This window comes from Paenibacillus taichungensis (genome assembly GCF_050994985.1).
GTDB lineage: Bacteria > Bacillota > Bacilli > Paenibacillales > Paenibacillaceae > Paenibacillus > Paenibacillus taichungensis.
This window is the reverse complement of the sequence record NZ_CP194720.1, coordinates 6,513,926-6,535,254: the sequence shown is the minus strand read 5'-3', so window position 1 is coordinate 6,535,254 and position 21,329 is coordinate 6,513,926. Positions and strand designations below refer to the sequence as shown.

Sequence of the window (21,329 nt, the reverse complement as noted above, 5' to 3'; positions counted from 1 at the left end):
AAAAAGCGGACTAATCCGCCAGGCGGTAGCCCACTCCTCTTACCGTTACTATATATTGAGGCGAAGCCGCGTTATCGCCAAGTTTTTTGCGTAAGCTTTTGATATGAACATCCACCACATTACTTCCACCTGTAAAATCAGTCTCCCAAATATCGCTGAGCATCTCCTCACGGGAAATCACTGCACCTTTGGCATCAATCAGTTTCAGCAGCAGATCATATTCTGTCTTGGTCAAATGAATACGGTCATTATTGCGATGCACACTCATCCGCTCACGATCCAGCCATAGATCCTTGAAAGCGATACGTTGGCCTTCCTGAGGGAGAAATCCGCGTTTCGGTGCTGCAGGGCTATTGCCAATCATGCGTTGCACACGATACAACGCTTCCTGAGGACGGGCCGGCCAGACCAGCAATTCCTCCTGAAGCATCGGTCCACTGGCACTGCCAATCATCTTCTCCCCCACCAGATACAGACACGGTGTTGCATATTCCGCTTCACGATTCAATCGGCTGCTGATTCCCGCAAAAGCATCAATGGTTCCAGCAACAGACAGGTCATAGATTAACAGATCAAATACAAGCCGTTCATGCAAATCAGGCTCCCAGCGGTGGAACACCAGCACATCGAAGCAGCTGTCCGTCAAAGCCTTGACCAGTTCATGTACCTGCCCGGGCATCGGACTGATCAGAATGACCCGTCTCGTGACCGGGCAATTATCCACAAGGGGAGTTGAATCCGCAAGGGCAGGCTTGACCCGGAGCGGCAGACGACGGCCGGACAGGTTGATTTTTACTTGACCCGTTTGTTTCTGCATTCCGCGCAGACACCTCCAAAGACCACATGAGCGTGATCAATCGCATACCCGGTCTCCTCCGCAACTTGCTTCATCCATTGGGGAGGAACTTCCGTCATGACTTCATCTACCTTGCCGCATACTTCACACATAATATGTTGATGTTCGTCCATGCGGGCATCATAACGACTGGCCGTTTCGCCCAACTTGAGCTCCCGAATCAATTCTTTATCTGTTAAATATCGGAGTGAATTATATACCGTACCATAAGCCAAATTATAACCTTGCTCCACCAGACGGTTCATCACTTCTGCTGCCGTTGGATGGTCTTCGGAATGACGGACTACATCGTAAACGGCTTGACGCTGTATCGTCAGATTTAGAGTTCTCACCAGCAATTCTCCTTTATTAACCCATTCAATAGTATATAAGATGACACAGCAATCTACTGATTGCTATGATTCCCTGAAACATCAAAATCAATTTTGATTTAGATTAAGTATAAATCTCATTGTATAATGAAGTCAATATCCGACTATTTTATTCATGAATAGTGATATCCAAACCATCTTCTACGTAGCCATCACCCCTACTTGGGATAATATGGTTCGCTACTATACTGCTTTTCAGCTAAAATATAGTAATGTGCGCTAAAGGAGGGATGCTTGTTGCTAAGCACGTTTTTCGTCAATCTCTGTGTCATGATCACGTTCATGTATGTGTCCGGAATCATAGCCAAATTCTATCGTATCCGCGTTCCCTTTCCCTCGATGCGTGTTCAGATGATCGGTGGTCTGCTGTTCGGGATCTATGGAACGGTACTGATGAACTATTCCTTTCCTTTAAATGAAACTACCATTGTAGATTTACGTCATTTGGCTATTGTCACAGCCGCCGTATATTTAGGAGGACTGGCTTCGGTCATCTCGGGACTTGTCATTTCCATCCTTCGTATTATCATGTTTGGAATGTCTTCCGCTGCCATCGATGCAGCATTCGTCATGACGATCATCGGACTGTCCGGTGTATATTTTGCCTATGCTCCCTGGTCCCGATTAACCAAAATTATTACCATGAACCTGCTGGGTATGACGCTGATCTTTGTGATCCTAATGCTGAATACAACCAGCATGAACTCACTATTGAAAGTATATCCTTTACAGATGACCATTTCTTTTGTCGGTGGAATCTTTATTTATTTCATCGCAGAATTCATTAATAAATCGAATGAGATGTTGTTTCTGCTCGAACGCAAAGCGACCACCGATCATCTTACCAACCTCAGTAATCGCAGACAATTTGAGAAATCACTTGAGTTTGAACTAGAACGGGCACGTGAGTACAAGCAAAAACTATCGCTACTAGTCATCGACATCGACCGGTTCAAAAAAGTAAATGACACTTTCGGTCATACTTCAGGTGATGCGGTTCTAAAACAACTCGGACAATTGCTCATTGAGCATGCCCGCTCAGCAGATATCGTCTCTCGGAACGGAGGCGAGGAATTCGCTATACTATTGCTCGATTGTGGTCATCACCAAGCCATGGCCATTGCCGAGTCCATCAGACAATCGGTTGAGAAGTACCATTTCGCGCTGCCTGATGGCAATACGATCCGGCTGACTATCTCTATCGGGGTCGCTGTTTTTCCAGATCACTGTGACGACCGGGATGATAACGATTTCTTTGAACAGGCAGACCGTGCATTATATGAAGCCAAGAATACGGGCCGGAACCGGGTATGTGCTATTCCGTTGCGTTCCAGGTCGCTCTCCAGCGGCCAAAGCTCATTCTAATCTCATACTCAAAAAGGGATGTCCCCATAGCCTACAGGCTAGCCAGGACATCCCTTTCTTATCTCACATTTTGCATCCTTCGAATCAACTCGCTTATGGGTACAAGAACAACCTGTGGAGTTGAGTTTGCCTTAAGCTAAGATTTGTTCGATTTCTTCAACGATGGCAGCATCCAGCTTCACTCCGGAAGCGGCTGCGTTCTCTTTCACCTGTTCAGGACGGCTTGCTCCAACAAGCGCACTGGACACGTTATTCTGGCGCAGAATCCACGCCAGAGCCAATTGGCCGACTTTCAGGTCCAGTTTGTCTGCCACTTCAATTAACTGGCGAACCTTGCCGATCCGGTCAGCGTTAATCTTCCCTTCATCCCATCCCAGCTTCGCTGCCCGGCTGTTCTCGGGAATATCGGACACCGAAGTGTATTTCCCGGTCAACAATCCTTGTGCCAGCGGGGAGTAGACAACTTGTCCAATGCCTTTGCGCTCACCCAACGGGATGATTTCACTTTCGATGTAGCGGTCAAACATGTTGTACACCGGCTGGTTCACCACGATATGATCCAGCAACAGGCGGTCAGCAGTACCCAACGCAGCTTCCATTTGTGCCGCGGTCCATTGACTAACACCTACGTAGAGCACCTTGCCTTGACGCACCAGATCATCAAGTGCTCGCAGTGTCTCTTCAATCGGTGTTTCGGTATGATAGCGATGGCAATAATATATGTCTACATAATCAACACCCAGCCGTTGCAAGCTGGCTTCGCATTGTTCCTTAATATGTTTACGGGATAACCCTTGGTCATTTGGACCGTCACCCATTTTACCAAATACCTTGGTTGCAAGGACATAGGAATCGCGGGAATACGCTTTCAACGTCTGCCCCAGCAGTTCTTCTGCTGCACCCCGCTCGTACACATTGGCTGTATCGAAAAAGTTGATGCCTTCATCGAATGCGGCTTCAATTGATTTCACCGCGTTTTCACGTTCCACATATCCTCCGTATGTCAGCCAGCTACCCAGGCTAATCTCGCTTACTTTCAGTCCGCTTCCACCTAGTCTACGGTATTCCATTGAATGCACATCCTCCTTTAAACTGATTAATGATGAAGTTCCCTTTCTATTGTATCGTATTCGGCTCGGATTAAAAGGGCTTTGGAGAAGAATTTGGGAAATAGATAGGGATGAATATGAAAAGCTCCGCTAAAAGAGCGGAGCCACGATACAAGTCACTATGTTACGGTTACTTCATATTATTTATGACTGGGCGCTAGTTTGTCTTAGTTAGCTGTTACGATAAATTGTTCCCATGCTCCGCCCACAGCGTTACGATTGGCATACAGCACGCCTCCGTTATTCAGATCCGCACTGACATATTTACCGTTCGCCACGGATTTGAAGGCAACCAGTCCTCCGCCCAATTCTTCTCGGGTAAACTTCTCCCATGTGGATGGGTATGTGGCCGAGGCGATCAAACGCCCGCCATTATTCAGATCGGCTTGCACATATTTAATATTGCTCATCGACAGCAAAGATACCGTACCATCCGAATTCCGGATGATTTTGAACCTTTCCCAATGTCCGGCAGTATCCCGATTGGCTACCAGCGCATCTGCACCGCCATTCTCTGCGCTGACAAAAGTGCCATTGGCGTTGGCTTTCAGATTGGACCATGTCTCTGTAAAGGAAGCCGTTCCCGTATGTTTCTTGACCACATTCTGGAACGAGGTATTAGAGGCAAAGTTCGCCGTAGTGAACTTGCTCCATTTTGAAGCAATTGTTGCCGCGCTGTCGGTATTCAGGTTCGGCGCCGGGTTGTTGTTATTATTGTAATAGCCCCAAGTTCCGCCCCCTTTGACCTTATAACTCCAGTTCGTCCATGAAGCATTCAGTGCATTCAAACCGGATAGCCACTTCTCGGTCAGATCATCCTGACCGAACGAGAACTCGCCCGCTAACACCGGAACGTTCCAATTCTTCTGATAGGACGCCATATCTTTCAGCCAGCGATCCATCTCCGAATTGGTCAAATCCCAGTTGTTATAATCCGTGAATTGATAATGATGCGTCTGATACATCACATTCGTCCACCCATAAGTCGTTGGTGGAGAAGCTGCCCACCAGTCGAAGAATGCCGCGATGATGATCATGTGATCGGCATCCTTGGCACGGACGGCTTTGTACATCCGGTCATAGAAATCCATCTTTTGCTTGATTTGAGCAGCATTTTCACCCGTTCCCATGGTCACAAGAGGTTCATTGAGCAAGTCGTACGCAGCAACGGTTGGATTGCCTTTGTAACGTGTTGCCATCCGTTCCCAGATCTGAATAGTCCAGTTCTGGTATGTAGAATTGGTCCACAGTTGGTTGGAATTTTCCTGACCGCAGGAATGCCATGGACAAGCTGCTCCCGGTGCACCGTGCAGATCGAGAATGACATACAGGTTTCGTTTGCCCGCTTCATCAATCAGCCAATCCAGTTTGCGGAACGTAACCGAATCAGGCTTCATGACACCGCTGGTGTTCATAAAATCCTCCCAATAGATCGGCACACGCACAACGTTCATGCCCCAGTTCTTGATGTTATCCAGATCACCAGCCTGAATCCAGGTGTCCTGATATCCATTGATCAGACTCTGTGCACCCGATTCCCCAAAACGATTCGTCAACGTGCGACGCAGCGTGTACTCATCTACCGCTCCAGAGGGCGTCATCCATTCTTCCTGCAGCAGCCAGCCACCCAAATTTGTTCCACGCAGATTTACCACATTGCCTGATCCCGAATTATTGCGGACAACCGTCCCGTTAGCCTTCAGGAAATCCCCTGATCCAAAAGCCGCACTGGCCTTCGGTGAACCTACGGCCGAAGCCAGCAGGCCCAGCAGCAGACAGCTGCACAACAGCATGATAGTGCTCTTCTTCAACATGTTGACGCCTCCCTTAAATGGTCATATCTTGAGGTATGACTGAACCAGGATGCAGCACTCACGACGGGTAACGATAATGCTATATAAACAGCGGGTATACGGGGGTATGATCCATGGATGTCCGCTATTTATCACAAGTGAAGGGATGGTGAAATCGATTACATTTTATTGAATATTAAACCCTTTATCTCTCCACTATCCCCAATTATTGTTTCAAACGGTTATAACTTGTAATCGTTTTCAATTGGAATTATAATGAATTTGAATTAATTGTCAATCACTTATTTGGAGTTGTGAAGAATATGGATGTCAAAATCATTGATGTAGCTGCCATTGCAGGTGTGTCCCCGGCAACCGTATCGCGGGTCATTAATCAGCACAGCAAAGTAAGCACCAAGACCAAAGATAAGGTGATGCGCGCCATAGAGCAACTGGGGTATCACCCCAACGCAGCAGCCAAGAATCTTCGTTCACAGAGAACCATGACGATTGGCGTCATCGTTCCGGATATTAACAACTCCTATTATGCCGAAATTATTAAAGGCATTGAGAACATCGCCTACGCTCGCCATTACAAGGTCATTATATGTGATGCCCATAACCTGAAAGAGCGAGAAGTCGATTATCTTAATTTGTTACTCGATCGGACCATTGACGGTGTCATCATTATCACTCCCATGCTGGCGGATGAGGAATTATTCCAGCTTGCAGATAAGGGGTATCGTATTGGCATCGTTGGTAAATACATTGAACATGATCAGATCCCGTGTATATATACAGACAACGTGAAATTTTCCCAGGAAGTTGTTCAGCATCTCGTTGAGGCCGGACATCGGAATATCGTTTTCCTAAACGGTTATCCTGAAGCGATCGACAGCTATGAACGGCTAGAAGGCTACTTGAAGGCCCTGCGCAATCATCAGATTCCGTTCCGTCCCGAACTGATCGAGAATGGGAACTTCAATGAGGAAGGTGGGTACGAGGCCATCAAAAGATTGTTTAACAAAGGCCTGTCCTTCTCCGCTGTATATGCAGCAAATGATGAGATGGCGCTAGGTGTATACAAAGCATGTACGGAATACGGAATACGCATTCCCGAGCAATTGGCTATCGTAGGTGTAGATAACAATCGAATCAGCAAATACATCCATCCTACGCTAAGTTCGGTGAACCAGCCCAAGTATACGATGGGGGCTATTCTTATGGAGAAGATGATTGATACGATGAATACGAATGAATTTCAGGATAAACGTGTATTTAAAGTCGACTCGGAGCTGCTTGTTCGAGCTTCATCTTCCTTCAAAATAACAACATAAAAGCGCACCTGTGACAGGTGCGCCTAGTTTAATATATTTTCTCATGTTCTTAATGCACAATGATGCTTAACGCATTCAACAAATCAGCCTGCTTCACAGGCTTAGTCAGGACCGCATCAAAGACTTCCGCTTCATGCGGATCGATATGCATACCATACGGAATCAGAACAATGACCGGTGAATCTGTAACCAGGCGCTTCAGCTTGTGTACAAAATCCACAGCACCGCCCTCCAGAAGTCCCATATCCACAACGGCCACGTCAGGCTTAAAGCCATCCTGTATCCAGTCGTACGCTTCTGTCGTAACCGAGGTCATATGCACATCCATCTCCCATCTGCGCATCAGGGACGAAGCCCCTTGCAGAATGTCAGGGTCCTTGGCAAGCAGCACCTTTTTGCCCTTCAGTCGATGCTGTATATTGGCAAGCTGAGGCAGTTCCCAATGTCTGCGGAGCGGTAGGCAGATCTCGAATTCTGTCTCCTTGTCTCCCATGCCATGCACCTGAATACGGCCATTCATAAGGATGGCGAGGTTTTGGCTGACTGCCAGTCCGAGATTGGTTCCAACCAGCTTCTGTGTACTTATATTTCCGTCCAAATTGTTAATTGCTCTAAGCTTATTATCCGAAGACAACATGCGTCCGGTGTATTTCACTTGGAGTTGAAGGATACCCTCATCCTCTGCATCTCCACCATCTACGGTTGCCGTAATCAATACCGAGCCTGTCCGTGTTGAATCTATAGCATACTGAATGACATGGGCCAATAGTTGCCCGATCTTGATTTCATCCCCGACAAAAACCTGGGACACATTCAAATCAAGGTTCAATCCCAGCTCAATGTTCTTGCTCAGCGCCAGTCCCGCATAGAGATAAACGGTATTCTCAATCGTCGCTACCAGATCAAATGGATCATCATGTACGACTGTTTTGCCTGCGTCATTGACGTTATTAAAACTCATCATGTTATTCAACAGGGAAAGCAGAATGTTACCGCTGGTTTCAATCATATTCACATATTCTGTCTGCTCGTCCGACATATCCGGTGTACGCATCAGGTCGGTTAATCCCAGAATGCCGTTCAGGGGATTACGAATCTCGTGGCTCATCAGCGACAGCATCTGCGTCTTGGTCATCGCCTCAGACTCCGCACGTTCCTTCTCTGCCTGCAATTGCTCTTGTAATTGCTCCGAATCATTCAGCTTCTGTTCCTGAACTTGAAGCGTATCTTCCAGATCCACCACATACCCGAGAAAAACGGCCATGGCTTGCAGTGTTTTCATATCCGTTTCACTGATCACATAATCAGGATCATCCATCAGACAGATCGTACCGAACGTTTCCCCGGACCTCCGCATGATGGGAATCCCCACAAAGAAACGATTGCCCAGTCCGCTTGTTACGTCCATTGATTTCGTAAGAGGATGTTCACATGTATCCGTGATGATCAGACTGCTGCCCTTATCTCTTAAAACCAGGCTGCAATATGAAGCTTCAAATGGAAGTTCACTACCTTTGGCGATCAACTCTTCCTCACGGTTAAAAGCCTCGATAATAACATTGGTCACGCCATCATTCGTGGCAACGAAGATGGTGTTCACCTTTAAGATTCCGCTTAATACGTCAACAATATGGGACGCGGCTTCCTGTATATTTTCATAGAAGCCCCTTGTAATGCTTACCGTTCCCATGACTCACCCCTCTTGTCTTAGCTGCATTTCAAATCCGTATTCCACAGTATGATTCAATCGATTAACGAGGGTTCAAATATTCCGAAACAGCTGTCACAAACTATTCATATATAAAGTTTTCTATCCTTTTTTTCAAGCATCGTCAACTGAACTTGCACGGTAAATAGAAATTATACGCTTACCCTCCAGCTTTGAAAACCTTTATCACTCAGGGCTATAAATCATGACAGTCGACCAGCCTCTCCCATGTGATCATTATCACACCTAAATAACAATATATAGTTTATAAATGGATAAAGAAACTCTACATGTAGTGTTCAATGAATGGACATTATCCCATACATTTCAATTTTATTATTTAGGAGGAACTGGTATGAACATGCTTGAGTATGCCTCTCCACCGGCATCCGATCTGCTATCTGACCTGGGAAGACGAATTATTGGTGCTGAAGATGCCGATACGCTGAGGGAGAATGCCAATCTGAACGGAGACTCATTCAGCGGCAAGATGAGCAGGCTCGGTTCGGAGACCGCGAAGTGGCATGCTCTGCGTCATGTGCTGCCTAAGGAGCTCGCTCTAGCTGTGGAGAACGGCGATCTGTATGTACACGATCTGGATCAGTATGCCCTTGGTACGACCAACTGTATCTTTATTCCGTTTGACCGGCTGCTGGCCTCCGGATTCAATACCGGCAACGGTTCGGTTCGTACACCACAGACAATCATGTCTGCCATGGCATTGGTAGCCATTATTTTTCAATCCCAACAGAACAGCCAGTACGGCGGGGTATCCGCCAATAAAATCGATTGGGATCTCGCACCTTATGTGAAGCGTTCGTTCCGTAAGCATTACCGGAAGGGACAACGGCTGTTTTGGGAAATCACCTCAATTGAGGATGAGCAACTGCATCTGGATAGCGATGAAGCAAAGGAGAAGTGTCCTCGAGCCTTTGCCTTTGCCTGTGAAGAAACGGAACTGGAGACCGAACAGGCCGCCGAATCCCTGATCCATAATCTGAACACCATGAGCAGTCGTGCTGGGGGACAGATTCCGTTCACTTCGCTGAACTACGGACTGTGCACTTCAGCCGAAGGTCGACTCGTGTCTCGGTCTTTGCTGGAAGCGACCATTCGGGGACTGGGTAACGGAGAAACTCCCGTGTTCCCACAACATATTTTCCAGTGCAAGCATGGAATTAACCAATCTGAAGGAGAGCCGAATTATGATTTGTTCCGGCTTGCTGTGACCTGCTCCTCACGGCGCATGTATCCGAACTTTGTCAATGTGGATGCTTCCTTCAACCTGCCCTATTATCAACCGGAAGATCCCGATACGATCATTGCGACGATGGGATGCCGGACACGCACACTGGCTGATCGCTTCGGACGCAATCGTCAGAGCGGCAAAGGGAACCTGTCTTTTAATACCATCAATCTGGTCAAGCTCGGCATTCGATACGGGATCTGCCAGGGAGCGAGAGCCATTGCTGACCGGGCTGGCTTCTATACTGCGCTGGAATCGGTCATGCACAATGCTACGGACGGTCTGCTACACAGGTATCGAATTCAGATGAACCAACCTGCCAAAGCATCGGACTTCATGATGCGGGAAGGAGTATGGGAAGGCGGTGAACAATTGGCTCCGAATGAATCGGTGGCCGATCTGTTGAAACATGGTACGTTATCCCTTGGTTTTATCGGACTTGCTGAATGTATGACCGCTCTATATGGCCGTCACCATGGACAAGACCTCCATGTACATCGAGAAGCCTTAAATATCATTCGTACGATGAGAGAGTTCTGCGACCGGATGAGTGAGCAGCATAACCTGAATATCACCTTGTTCGCTACGCCCGCTGAGGGCCTATCCGGCAAATTCACCAAGATCGATCGTGAGCGATACGGCAGCATTGCAGGGGTCAACGACAGGGAATACTACACCAATTCATTTCACATTCCGGTCTATCATTCGCTTCCTGCCTATCGCAAGATTGAACTGGAAGCTCCCTTCCACTCCCTATGTAATGCCGGAGCGATCTCATATGTCGAACTCGACGGGAATGTAAGGGCCAATACCGCCGCTTTCCAACGAATCGTTCAATACGCGCTTGCCCAGGACATCGGGTATTTCTCCATTAATCACCCGATTGACCGCTGTCCGTCCTGTGGCTATGAAGGCGTTATTGGAGATGTATGTCCCGGATGTGAGGCTCATGAAAACCATGTGCATTTCCAGCGACTGCGCCGGGTTACGGGATATCTGACCGGTGACTATAAAGTGCGCTTCAATGGCGCGAAGCAGGCCGAAGTGAGAGACCGGGTGAAACATCGGTGAATCTGTATGGTTACATCCCGGAATCAGTGAATGAGGGGCCTGGCCTGCGTGCCGTGTTGTTCATCAGCGGATGCCGCCACGCTTGTCCGGGCTGTTTCAGTCCCGGCTCATGGAGCTTCCGGGCAGGCGAACCCTTTACGGAGAAGAGGCAGCAGCAGATTTTGCATGAAGTGACCTCACATCCCTTGCTGGAAGGGGTAACGTTATGCGGAGGTGATCCTTTTTTCTCTGCCGCAGAATGCGCCTCCTGGGTTCGGCAGCTTCGGGCTGCTCGACCTGATCTGACTGTATGGGCCTACACGGGGTTTGTGTATGAGGAACTGATTACAGACCCGTCCCGGGCGGAGTTATCCCGGCTATGCGACGTCATTATCGATGGGCCTTATATCGCAGCTGAGCGTGATGTGTCTCTTCCTTTTCGCGGCAGTCGTAATCAGCGCATCGTTAATGTGGGTGCAACAATGGCAGACCAGACAATCGTTACCATGCAGTTAGATGCATGGTAACGTTTTTTTATTTAGGGAAATCAAGCACAGCGTGGGCGATGATTTGCTTCATTTTAAGGAGCCAAATCTACCAATAAATCAAGGTTTAATAGAACATTATTTTATTTCCGATCGGATTAATGATATATGTTGCAAGCCCGTTGGTTATCGTCTATGATTGGTAGCAGAAGAGCAAGTATACGACGATTGCATCATGATACAATCTATCATCTATGCTTGGTCGCCAATTTCATAGCCGGAGATGTGTACGCACATTTCTGCACACGGAAACAGGTGCCGACCGCGCTACATGCGTGGTCAGGCTTAAAAGGGAAGCACGGTTTAAGTCCGTCGCGGTCCCGCCACTGTATACGGGGAGTCTATGCATATAATCCACTGGTGCAACCACCGGGAAGGAATGCATATGGCCATGATCCGCAAGCCAGGAGACCTGCCTGTTTCGACAGCATCGCATGACCTACGGAAGATAGGGAGGTGTTAGAGCAGCCGCTACAACTACTTATAGCAGGTGTTCTTTCCCATTCTATCTTTGTGCACAGTCGTCATTCATGATGCCTGTTTCTCGGGGTATGGAATCGGAAGGAATGCCTTTTTTTGATGCTTTCAAAAGAAGCACACCACAATAGCTTCAACTTGATGAGTTCACTTATTATAAATGAGGAGGAATTTTACATGTCGCAATCACAGCAACAACAGCCACAAGTGCTGACAGCCAACCTCGGTTACCCCCGCATCGGTGCGGGACGCGAATGGAAAAAAGCACTGGAGTCCTTCTGGGCTGGCCGAAACGATGAATCTACGCTTCATCAGGAGCTAACCACGCTTCGGTTGCAGGATCTGAAGAAACAGCAGGCACAGCAGCTCGATCTGATTCCTGTGGGCGACTTCTCCTACTATGATCATATTCTTGACGTATCGGCTATGTTTGGCGTCGTTCCTGAGCGCTTTAACCATTCAGGCGGACCCGTATCCGTATCTACCTACTTCGCCATGGCCCGGGGTAATGATCAGGCAACAGCCTGTGAGATGACCAAGTGGCTGAACACGAACTATCACTACATCGTACCTGAGATTCATAATGATACTGCATTTGCATTGCTTGAAAATAAACCCCTTGCCGCCTATCGCGAAGCGAAGCAGGAGCTTGGGCTGGAAGGTAAACCAGTCGTTGTCGGTCCGTACTCGTATGTACGATTCGCCAAAGGCTATGACGCGGAACGCTTCGCAGAAATCGTCACTCGCCTCGTTCCCGTATACGCCCAGCTTCTGTCTGAGCTTCAAGCAGAAGGCGTACAGTGGGTACAGATCGACGAGCCTGCTCTGACGCTGGCCGTCTCTTCCGAAGATGAGGCTTTGCTGCAACAGGTGTATGCTGCCTTGGCACAAGCTGCACCGGAGTTGAAGCTGCTGCTTCAAACGTATTTCGAATCGGTGGAAGCTTATCCGGTCGTGACAGCTCTGCCTGTTGCCGGAATCGGCCTGGACCTGGTCCACGGCTATGAAGGCAACTTCGCCAGCCTGCGGGAGCATGGCTTCCCGCAGGATAAATGGTTGGGCGCCGGTGTCATCGACGGGCGCAACATCTGGCGCGCCGATCTCGCAGAGACGGCGAAGCTACTGGAGCAGGTAGCTGAATTCGCAGCCGAAGGCAAGCTGATCATTCAGCCTTCCTGCAGCCTGTTGCATGTACCGGTTACTGCCGCTCAAGAGAGCGCGCTTGATCCGGTACTGCGCAATGCCCTGGCCTTTGCCGACGAGAAGCTGGAGGAAATAGCGACGCTCGGCACGTTGTTGTCCGGCGGTGCGAAGCAGGCGGACCAGGCAGCGGCTTTGGCGGAAGCCAGCCGCCGCGCCCAGGCGAGCACCGAAGCGGTGCGCCTGCTGAGCGAGTCCGAATCACGGACACGCCTGAGTGGTGCGCCTGCAGGGGTGCATGCTGATGAGCAGCTGCTTCGCGACGCGTCATTCCAGGAGCGACGTGAGCTGCAGCAGCAGAAATGGTCGCTCCCACTGCTGCCAACAACAACCATCGGCAGCTTCCCGCAAACGGCGGATGTGCGCAAAGCACGCGCACTCTTCCGTAAAGGGGAGTGGAATGCGGAGCAATATGATGCCTATGTTCGTGAACAGATCCAGGAGTGGATTACCATCCAGGAGGAAATTGGTCTGGATGTGCTGGTACACGGTGAGTTCGAACGTACCGATATGGTCGAGTTTTTCGGTGAGAAGCTGACCGGATTTGCCTTCACCAAAAATGGCTGGGTACAATCCTACGGCTCACGCTGCGTGAAGCCACCTGTAATCTATGGAGATGTGCTGTTCAATGAACCGATGACGGTAAAAGAAACAGCCTATGCCCAGACACTGACCAGCAAACCGGTAAAAGGCATGCTCACAGGTCCGGTAACGATCCTGAACTGGTCCTTTGTCCGCTCGGATATACCACGCAGTGAAGTATCCTACCAGATTGCTCGCGCCATTCGGGACGAGGTTGAAGCGCTAGAGCAAGCAGGCATTGAGATGATTCAGGTCGATGAGCCAGCTCTGCGTGAAGGACTTCCTCTCAAACGAAGCAAGTGGGATGAGTACCTGCGATGGGCCGTGGAATCCTTCCGTTTGGCTACTGCAACCGTAAAACCAACAACGCAGGTGCATACCCATATGTGCTACTGCGAGTTCGATGATATTATTGAAGCCATCAGCGACCTGGATGCAGATGTGATCTCCATCGAGACATCCCGTAGCCATGGGGAACTGGTAGGCAGCTTCGAGCAGAATACGTATGACAAAGGCATCGGACTCGGTGTATACGATATCCACAGTCCGCGTGTTCCAGGCAAGGACGAGATGTTGAATATGATTGAGCGTGCACTTCAGGTGCTGCCAGCAGATCTGTTCTGGGTGAACCCTGACTGCGGACTGAAAACACGTGGTAAAGCCGAAGTTGTAGATGCATTGAGCATCATGGTGGACGCTGCTCGTACAGCAAGAGAACGAGTAACCGCTGATTCCTCAATCTAAACGAAGCTTGTGAATGCAAATAAAAGCCTCCGAATTTCTTCGGAGGCTTTTATCATTTACCATCATTCTATTTGTTTATCTTGAAAGGTCTTTTTATCCGACTTAATGAATCTCGAAATGACTGGCACGTACTCCTGCGGACAACACAAGGTATACATCCTGTTGACCTGATACACCTTTCAGGTCTGCCTTAACCGTGGACCACTGCTGTGCCTCGCCATGTGCCAGTTCCACGCGTCCTGCCAGTGTACCGTCAGGTGCACCCAGTCGAACTTCCAATACCGCATCTGCCTGCTCTGATGATACACGAGCTTCAATCGCTGCTGCATTGCTGCCCAGATCTGCATCCTTGAAGGCAATCCAGCCTTGTTTACCAATCACACGGACAGAAGTTCCGCCTTCCTTGCTCTCATCCAGATCTACACCGAAGTATGCATCGTAATTCTCGGCGCGCGTAGCCACACCCAGATTACGTGCAGGAATGGTCTCCCCTTGTACTGTCAGGTCAGCAACAAGCTGAACATCGGCAGAAGATTTACCCACCATAATGGAGTAGGTGCCGCTTTCGACCACATAACGATCACGGGTTACATCCCAGATCGCCAGTTCCTGAACTGGCAGTATGAAGCTGACTTTTACTGTAGCTCCAGCTTCAATATGAAGACGACGGAAACCTTTTAACGTTTTGAGTGGACGTTTCACACGGGACTGTCCGGCACGCACATACAACTGTACAACCTCATCACTGGCGATCGTACCTGTATTTGTCACGTCCACATGCACAGTAATGATCTCTTCGACTCCAGCTTGGGCCGGGTTCAGCTCCAAATTACTGTATTTAAACGATGCATACGTTAATCCATGTCCGAATGGATACAGTACATCACCTTCAAAATACTGATACGTACGTCCGGATTGAATGATATCGTAGTCTCTGATATCGGTCAGCTGATCTGCGGATTGTACCCACGTCATATTCAGGCGGCCTGCTGGTGCATAATCGCCATATAATACGTCAGCTATAGCGTTCCCCAACTCTTGTCCTGCATGGGATGTATACAATACAGCCGGAATGTTCTCCTGCACCCAGTTGGACGTGAACGGGTAACTTCCCACGATAACTACAACGGTATTTGGATTCGCTGCATACACGGCTTCAACCAGACGCTGCTGGGATTCAGCCAGGTCCAGACTTGGGCGGTCGATCTCTTCTTTACCATTTACAAGCGGATTGTTGCCGACAAATACAATCGCCGTCTCCGCTTCCTTCGCGGCCGCAACCGCTTCTTCCAATCCATTCACCACAATATCCTTTTTGAACGTTTCCGTAGCACCGAAAGATTTCAACGCTTCGGATACCGCAAACGCATCGTTTCCATTATTGGGTGCCGTTACTGTTTTACCGTTCCAAGTCGTCAGCCCCACGCTTCCGTCCTGTTGTGGCAACAGATGGAATACTTCCTTCACAAACCAGCCATATACTTCATCCGCCGATGCCGTAACCGTTTCTTCATCCGTCGTCAGGTATTTCCCATTACTGTCTGCCTTCAACGTGTAACTGCCAAAGCCCCAGTCACTCACTGTAAATGTCTCAGCATTCCCTGAAGCAATGATGGATGATTTCTCATCCTCAGCCAATCCGACAGCCTTACCGCTTGCCACTGAAGTCAATGTAATGCGGTCATTGCCATCCTTGAATGCAACCTTGTCGCCGCCTACTTTGCCACTGATCGCTTCAAGCGGGGATACGCTATATGGCATGGTGCCTGCATACCAGTCACGATAGACTGTTCCGCCCAGTTGGCCAATCACAGCCACTTTGCCGGATTTTGTTTTATCCAGCGGCAGTGTGCCTTTATCATTTTTAAGCAGTACCACTTGTTCTCTTGCTGCTCTCAGTGACAGGGCCTTCGCTTTCTCCGTCATCATTGCTTCTTCACCAATCGAAGCATATGGATTGCCCTCAGCCGGATCGAATTCACCCAGACGGAAACGCACACGGAATGTATTGAACAACGCCAGATCGATGTCTTCCATTGTGAGTGTGCCTTGCTCCAGCCCTTCACGCAGTGCCTGTTTCGAAAGATCCGCATCATCGGTAATGCTGTCAATTCCGGCTTTGACGGACTCTACTGTTCCTGGTGTGTGGGAATCATAGTATTTATGATCGTTCTTGATCCCCATTACATCCCCTGCATCACTCACGATGAAGCCATCCATGCCCCATTCGCCCTTCACAATCTCGTTTACAAATGGATGCAGCAATGCTGGTGTACCATTAATTGAGTTGTACGCGGTCATCATTGACTGTGCGCTGCCCTCTTTAAACGGTTTCTCGAATGCCTTCAGATAATATTCACGCATGTTGCGTGGATCAATGCTCGATGAACCACTGCCACGGTCCACTTCATTATTGTTAGCAAGGAAATGCTTCAACGTGGCAACTGCCTTGTAATACTTCGGATGGTCGCCCTGAATTCCCTTAACCAAGGCCGTTGTCAGCTCAGCCGTCAGTTCCGGGTCTTCACCATAAGCCTCTTCGTTCCGACCCCAACGTGGATCACGCTCCATATCAACCGTAGGTGCCCACAGAGTCAGACCGTTTACTGCTGGATTGCGTTTGTAAAATACACGTGCCTCGTCTCCGATCACGGAGCCGATCTCTTTCATCAGATCGGCATCCCATGTGCATGCTAGCCCTACCGGCTGCGGGAAGGAAGTCGCTTCGCCAAGCCAGGCCAGACCATGAGCTGCCTCTGTACCGTGTTTATATGCTGCGATACCCAAGCGTTCCACTGCGGGTTGATATTGCAGCATCGATTCGATTTTCTCATCTTCCGACAGTCGGGACACGAGGTCCTTTACACGTGTATCCAGTTCGAGCGTTGTATCCTGGAAAGGATATTTCGTTTGGTTGGTCATAATATGGAATCTCCTTTGGTAATTCATTGATTTATTTAGAATGATAGCGGATACATTACCGATAAATTAATACGATGAAATTCTTGATGTATCCGACCTCAAAATTCGAAGATTTAACCTTTTAGAACAAGCACTTTATGAGTCATCGTTAACTCTTAATTTCGTTTACTAAAACGGTTTCGGTAAATCTATCATATAGCATGTTTAGTAAAAAAAACAGGGGGGCTTCACAGGAAAATGTGAACTTTCCTCAGGAAAGTATGCGGACAATCGTTTTATTCTGGCACAGTATGGTAATCATGGATAGGAGTATAGATATGACGTACTTATTGAGCTAGGCGTAGTCCTCAATGAAGAAGAATATTGAAGGAGGAAAATCGAGTGAGTGACCATCAACAACCCCCGTCAGGTTTGCCCTCCATCCCGGAATCGCTGTGGAGAGCAACAAACCCATTCAATGAATATCCGAAACTGACAGAAGATACAACCGCCGATGTAGCCATTATTGGTGCAGGAATTGCAGGTATTACAACAGCCTATTTGCTGGCCCAGAAGGGCATGCGTGTGGTCGTGCTTGAAGCCGGAAAAGTACTGGATGGCACAACAGGCCATACAACGGCCAAGGTATCGGCACAGCATGGTGTGATATTTGATGAATTGCTTCATCATTTTGGAGAAGAACAGGCCCGCATGTATTATGAAGGCAATGCAACAGCTGCCAAGTGGATGCGTGATCTGGTAAAAGAGAAACAAATTGATTGCCAGTGGGCTGAGGAAGATGCCTATGTCTACATTCAATCCGAGGAAAATCTCAAGAAGCTGGAGATTGAGCTGACAGCCTATGGCAAGCTGAATATTCCTGGTCAATGGGTTGATCCCCTTCCCATCCCTGTTCCGTCCAGGGCAGGGATTAAGATGCCGGGACAAGCTCGCTTTGACCCGCTCAGTTATTTGCATTACTTACTGGAATCCGCAGTCAAGCAAGGTGTACGCATCTACGAACATACAACGGTAACCGATGTAGAGGAAGATGCCTCGCTACATGTGCGTACATATGAGAATGGTCCATCCGTAACAGCCGAACATGTCGTTGTTGCCTCCCATTTTCCGGTCTATGACCCCGGATTTTATTTTTCACGGCTGCACGCTGAACGTTCCTATGCTGTCGTTGTAGAACCTCAGAAACCTTTCGCCGGTGGCATGTATATCTCTGACGATGAACCCTATCGATCCCTGCGTACTGTCATTCATAAAGGGAAGGAACACATCCTCTTTGGCGGGGAAAATCACAAAACCGGACAGGGCATCTGCACTGTCGGTCATTATGAAAATTTGGAGCGCTATGCAGCAGAAACATTTGGCATTCGCAACATCCCTTTCCGCTGGTCAGCCCAGGATCTGATCTCCATCGATAAGGTCCCTTACATTGGGCCAATTACAGGACGACATGAACGTGTCTATGTGGCTACCGGCTTTGCCAAATGGGGCATGACCACAGGAACGATGGCTGGTCATATCCTTACGGACCGGATTACCGGACGCGACAACGCTTACGCTGCTGTATTCGATCCTGCAAGATTCAAGGTAGACCCTGGTGTGAAAAACTTCCTTGTAGAGAATGTCAATGTAGCCGCGGAGCTGATCTCTGGCAAAGTCGGCATTATTCACAAGAACACGGGAGAACTCGGCAACGATGAAGGGGCCGTTGTTCGCCATGATGGTAAACGTGCTGGCGCCTACAAGGACCCGACGGGCAAACTCTTTCTGGTGGATACCACCTGCACCCATTTGGGTTGTGAAGTGGAATGGAATGCTGGGGAACGTTCCTGGGATTGCCCATGCCACGGCTCACGCTTCGATTACGCAGGCAAAGTCATTGAAGGCCCTGCTGTTAAAGACCTTAAGATGCTGGAAGCACAAGAATAAACTAAGCTGATACCCCCATCGTTGTATACCTTCATCCCATAGACCCGGATCGGAATCCGTCTTCAGACGGAAGTAACCGATTCGGGTTTTGCGTATGCTGATCTATAGATTAATTAGCGAGAAAACGAAGTTAGTCCAACTCAGCGGGACATCGTGATACGGAACTATTTTAAAATCACTACCTTGCATTAAACACTACCGGGTGCTATGATGAATTCACGACTACTGAACAATACACACTAGTGATTGGATAGAGCAACAAGGAGGAACCCAAGTGAATGTTAATATTCAATTCAAAAAAGGGGTGCTGGAACTATGCGTCCTCGTGCTGATCAACCGCCAGGATCGTTACGGCTACGAACTGGCTCAGGCTGTATCCCAGCATATTGAAGTGGCGGAAGGTGCGCTGTATCCCCTTTTGCGGAGATTGGTCAATGACGGCTATTGTACGACTTACCTACAGGAATCCAGTGAAGGCCCACCACGTAAGTACTACAAACTGTCTGATACCGGCCGTGACTATATGAAGACTCTCACGAATGAATGGAATAGTTTTGTGCGCAATGTCGCAAATCTTATAGAGGAAGGTACCCCAAATGAATAGACAACAATTCATGCAGGCAATGGAGATTCATCTAAGACCGATGGACCCGCTGGAACGGGCCGAATTGCTCGCTGATTATGAACAGCATTTTGAGATGGGATTAAGAGAAGGAAGACTAGAAGAAGAGATTGCACGGGAACTGGGGCATCCGATCGAGATTGCCAAAGAAGCGTTAGGTGACCGATATGATGCACACACGCCAGGATCTGATCCGTTTTATGCGCCAACATTCGAAGAAATGCGTTCACAGCAAAAGAAGGGGAATCGGGCTGCACGCAACTTCTTCACGGCCATCGGACTTTTTTTCTTGAACATCATACTCGCGATTCCGCTAGGACTGACTCTGTGGTCGGTATGGCTCACCATTGCCAGTTTGTCGCTGCTGGTAGTAGCCCCGGTTGCTGCTGCTGTGGATTTCTTATATCTCGGCCATTTTGAGTATTCTGAATTGTTCGTTTCGATTGGAGTATTCGGTGTAGGCATTCTATTCGCCATTGCAACAAAATCGGTGTTTAAAGCCTTTAAGTCCATCACTCTTCAGTATATAAGATGGAATCAAAAGACGATGAAAGGGGATGTCTAGTCATGAGCACCAAAAAATGGATTGCTTTAGCCATACTATGTATCGGTATCGGTTTGCTCGGAACCTCCATTTACGGAGTTCAGTTCGGAGACAAGAGAGAACCCTACTCCAAACGTTGGGAATTCAAAAATGATGAGCTGCACAATATCATGATGAATGCCAACTTAAGCGCAGATATTGAATTCGTTGTCAGTCCGGATTCCAATGGCTACATTGAAGTCGACGGAAAGTGGGACCCAGCCGTAATTGAAGGTTTTAAACAGGCTTCGATCAAGGATGGAACCTTTACGTTAAACCAGGAAGAGCGTTTGCGTTTGCAATTTTTCACCCTTTATTGGAATAATCAGCAGCAAACGATCACAGTAGCGTTACCTGAAGGACATCAGCTGGATGAAGTTAACATCGTCTCTTCTTCCAGTGATCTGGATCTGAAGGGTCTGCATGCCAATACCTTGGACCTTAACACTACGTCTGGAAGCATTCACCTTCAGGACATTACCGCACCAACCATTCAACTCGATCTAACTTCAGGAGACATTAAAGCTGCAGCTATTGCAGGAGATATGGAAGTCAAACAAACTTCCGGAAGTTTCACGCTGAATGGCATTGATGGCGATGTGACCCGAAGTGTACAGTCGGGAGATACCAAAATTACGCAATTGAACGGTGCAGCAAATGTTAAGTTCACTTCCGGTAGTGTGAAAATTGAGCAAGAAGTTTCCGGTCCAATTGATGTATCGGGACAGTCAGGAGATATCTCCATACAGGCAGCGCCTGATTTTGACGGCATTTACGATGCACAGGCCACATCCGGTGATGTGAAGATACCTGATTCACCCATGGTAAGCCGCGAAGTCATCAAAGCTCGCACTACCTCAGGTAGCATCAAAATCAAACAATCATCATAAATC

General features: G+C 48.4%; 15 protein-coding genes and 1 riboswitch. Of the genes, 9 read left to right on the top strand and 6 right to left on the bottom strand.

Annotated elements, in window-relative coordinates:
- Nucleotides 1-10: 10 nt before the first annotated feature.
- Nucleotides 11-817 (bottom strand): winged helix-turn-helix domain-containing protein, encoded by an 807-nt coding sequence (locus ACR1R9_RS29455; RefSeq protein WP_433922085.1) that lies wholly within the window; start codon nucleotides 815-817, stop codon nucleotides 11-13.
- On the bottom strand, nucleotides 793-1,188 hold the full coding sequence (locus tag ACR1R9_RS29450; protein WP_076287495.1) for a Fur family transcriptional regulator: 396 nt from the start codon (nucleotides 1,186-1,188) through the stop codon (nucleotides 793-795). The genes ACR1R9_RS29455 and ACR1R9_RS29450 overlap by 25 nt, the downstream gene beginning before the upstream one ends.
- A 276-nt stretch (nucleotides 1,189-1,464) precedes the next feature.
- Between ACR1R9_RS29450 and ACR1R9_RS29445 the strand changes: the two genes are divergently transcribed.
- On the top strand, nucleotides 1,465-2,592 hold the full coding sequence (locus ACR1R9_RS29445; RefSeq protein ID WP_076287494.1) for a GGDEF domain-containing protein: 1,128 nt from the start codon (nucleotides 1,465-1,467) through the stop codon (nucleotides 2,590-2,592).
- Nucleotides 2,593-2,723: 131 nt separating this feature from the next.
- On the opposite strand, the gene ACR1R9_RS29440 is transcribed toward ACR1R9_RS29445, so the two are convergent.
- Both ACR1R9_RS29440 and ACR1R9_RS29435 read right to left on the bottom strand, forming a co-directional pair.
- Nucleotides 2,724-3,662 carry an aldo/keto reductase family protein gene (locus tag ACR1R9_RS29440; RefSeq protein ID WP_063567219.1) on the bottom strand — a complete coding sequence of 313 codons (939 nt, stop codon included), beginning with the start codon at nucleotides 3,660-3,662 and terminating at the stop codon, nucleotides 2,724-2,726.
- A gap of 206 nt (nucleotides 3,663-3,868) precedes the next feature.
- Nucleotides 3,869-5,515 carry a cellulase family glycosylhydrolase gene (locus ACR1R9_RS29435; protein WP_433922086.1) on the bottom strand — a complete coding sequence of 549 codons (1,647 nt, stop codon included), beginning with the start codon at nucleotides 5,513-5,515 and terminating at the stop codon, nucleotides 3,869-3,871.
- A gap of 302 nt (nucleotides 5,516-5,817) precedes the next feature.
- On the opposite strand from ACR1R9_RS29435, the gene ACR1R9_RS29430 reads away from it, so the two are divergent.
- Entirely contained in the window at nucleotides 5,818-6,831 is a 1,014-nt protein-coding gene (locus ACR1R9_RS29430) for a LacI family DNA-binding transcriptional regulator (protein ID WP_076287493.1), read from the top strand.
- Nucleotides 6,832-6,880: 49 nt separating this feature from the next.
- Here ACR1R9_RS29430 and ACR1R9_RS29425 read toward each other — a convergent pair whose 3' ends face one another.
- Nucleotides 6,881-8,521, bottom strand: a complete 1,641-nt coding sequence (locus ACR1R9_RS29425; RefSeq protein WP_175381466.1) for a hybrid sensor histidine kinase/response regulator — start codon at nucleotides 8,519-8,521, stop codon at nucleotides 6,881-6,883.
- A 373-nt stretch (nucleotides 8,522-8,894) separates the two neighbouring features.
- Between ACR1R9_RS29425 and ACR1R9_RS29420 the strand changes: the two genes are divergently transcribed.
- The 3 genes from ACR1R9_RS29420 to metE all read left to right on the top strand — a co-directional run bounded on the left by ACR1R9_RS29420 (nucleotide 8,895) and on the right by metE (nucleotide 14,383).
- Nucleotides 8,895-10,856, top strand: a complete 1,962-nt coding sequence (locus ACR1R9_RS29420) for an anaerobic ribonucleoside triphosphate reductase (RefSeq protein WP_433922087.1) — start codon at nucleotides 8,895-8,897, stop codon at nucleotides 10,854-10,856.
- A complete protein-coding gene (gene nrdG, locus ACR1R9_RS29415; protein ID WP_099857377.1) occupies nucleotides 10,853-11,362 on the top strand; it encodes an anaerobic ribonucleoside-triphosphate reductase activating protein in 510 nt (169 codons plus the stop codon). The genes ACR1R9_RS29420 and nrdG overlap by 4 nt, the downstream gene beginning before the upstream one ends.
- A 254-nt stretch (nucleotides 11,363-11,616) precedes the next feature.
- Nucleotides 11,617-11,814: riboswitch (cobalamin riboswitch) on the top strand.
- 220 nt (nucleotides 11,815-12,034) lie between these two features.
- On the top strand, nucleotides 12,035-14,383 hold the full coding sequence (metE, locus tag ACR1R9_RS29410) for a 5-methyltetrahydropteroyltriglutamate--homocysteine S-methyltransferase (RefSeq protein WP_433922088.1): 2,349 nt from the start codon (nucleotides 12,035-12,037) through the stop codon (nucleotides 14,381-14,383).
- 102 nt (nucleotides 14,384-14,485) lie between these two features.
- Here the strand turns inward: metE and ACR1R9_RS29405 are convergent, their stop codons facing one another.
- Nucleotides 14,486-17,305 (bottom strand): glycoside hydrolase family 3 C-terminal domain-containing protein, encoded by a 2,820-nt coding sequence (locus ACR1R9_RS29405; RefSeq protein WP_433922089.1) that lies wholly within the window; start codon nucleotides 17,303-17,305, stop codon nucleotides 14,486-14,488.
- A 381-nt stretch (nucleotides 17,306-17,686) separates the two neighbouring features.
- On the opposite strand from ACR1R9_RS29405, the gene ACR1R9_RS29400 reads away from it, so the two are divergent.
- The 4 genes from ACR1R9_RS29400 to ACR1R9_RS29385 all read left to right on the top strand — a co-directional run bounded on the left by ACR1R9_RS29400 (nucleotide 17,687) and on the right by ACR1R9_RS29385 (nucleotide 21,326).
- On the top strand, nucleotides 17,687-19,231 hold the full coding sequence (locus ACR1R9_RS29400) for an FAD-dependent oxidoreductase (RefSeq protein WP_433922090.1): 1,545 nt from the start codon (nucleotides 17,687-17,689) through the stop codon (nucleotides 19,229-19,231).
- Between the two features lie 274 nt (nucleotides 19,232-19,505).
- Nucleotides 19,506-19,835, top strand: a complete 330-nt coding sequence (locus ACR1R9_RS29395) for a PadR family transcriptional regulator (RefSeq protein ID WP_076287486.1) — start codon at nucleotides 19,506-19,508, stop codon at nucleotides 19,833-19,835.
- Nucleotides 19,828-20,418: an HAAS signaling domain-containing protein gene (locus ACR1R9_RS29390; protein ID WP_076287485.1), complete on the top strand. Its 591-nt coding sequence runs from the start codon at nucleotides 19,828-19,830 to the stop codon at nucleotides 20,416-20,418. The genes ACR1R9_RS29395 and ACR1R9_RS29390 overlap by 8 nt, the downstream gene beginning before the upstream one ends.
- Nucleotides 20,419-20,420: 2 nt before the next feature.
- On the top strand, nucleotides 20,421-21,326 hold the full coding sequence (locus ACR1R9_RS29385; RefSeq protein WP_433922091.1) for a DUF4097 family beta strand repeat-containing protein: 906 nt from the start codon (nucleotides 20,421-20,423) through the stop codon (nucleotides 21,324-21,326).
- Nucleotides 21,327-21,329: the final 3 nt, after the last annotated feature.

Excerpts from the sequence above, each read along its gene's own strand:
- ACR1R9_RS29455 (WP_433922085.1), bottom strand. The coding sequence starts at position 817 with ATGCAGAAACAAACGGGTCAAGTAAAAATCAACCTGTCCGGCCGTCGT.
- ACR1R9_RS29440 (WP_063567219.1), bottom strand. The coding sequence starts at position 3,662 with ATGGAATACCGTAGACTAGGTGGAAGCGGACTGAAAGTAAGCGAGATT.
- ACR1R9_RS29435 (WP_433922086.1), bottom strand. The coding sequence starts at position 5,515 with ATGTTGAAGAAGAGCACTATCATGCTGTTGTGCAGCTGTCTGCTGCTG.
- ACR1R9_RS29430 (WP_076287493.1), top strand. The coding sequence starts at position 5,818 with ATGGATGTCAAAATCATTGATGTAGCTGCCATTGCAGGTGTGTCCCCG.
- ACR1R9_RS29425 (WP_175381466.1), bottom strand. The coding sequence starts at position 8,521 with ATGGGAACGGTAAGCATTACAAGGGGCTTCTATGAAAATATACAGGAA.
- ACR1R9_RS29420 (WP_433922087.1), top strand. The coding sequence starts at position 8,895 with ATGAACATGCTTGAGTATGCCTCTCCACCGGCATCCGATCTGCTATCT.
- metE (WP_433922088.1), top strand. The coding sequence starts at position 12,035 with ATGTCGCAATCACAGCAACAACAGCCACAAGTGCTGACAGCCAACCTC.
- ACR1R9_RS29405 (WP_433922089.1), bottom strand. The coding sequence starts at position 17,305 with ATGACCAACCAAACGAAATATCCTTTCCAGGATACAACGCTCGAACTG.
- ACR1R9_RS29390 (WP_076287485.1), top strand. The coding sequence starts at position 19,828 with ATGAATAGACAACAATTCATGCAGGCAATGGAGATTCATCTAAGACCG.
- ACR1R9_RS29385 (WP_433922091.1), top strand. The coding sequence starts at position 20,421 with ATGAGCACCAAAAAATGGATTGCTTTAGCCATACTATGTATCGGTATC.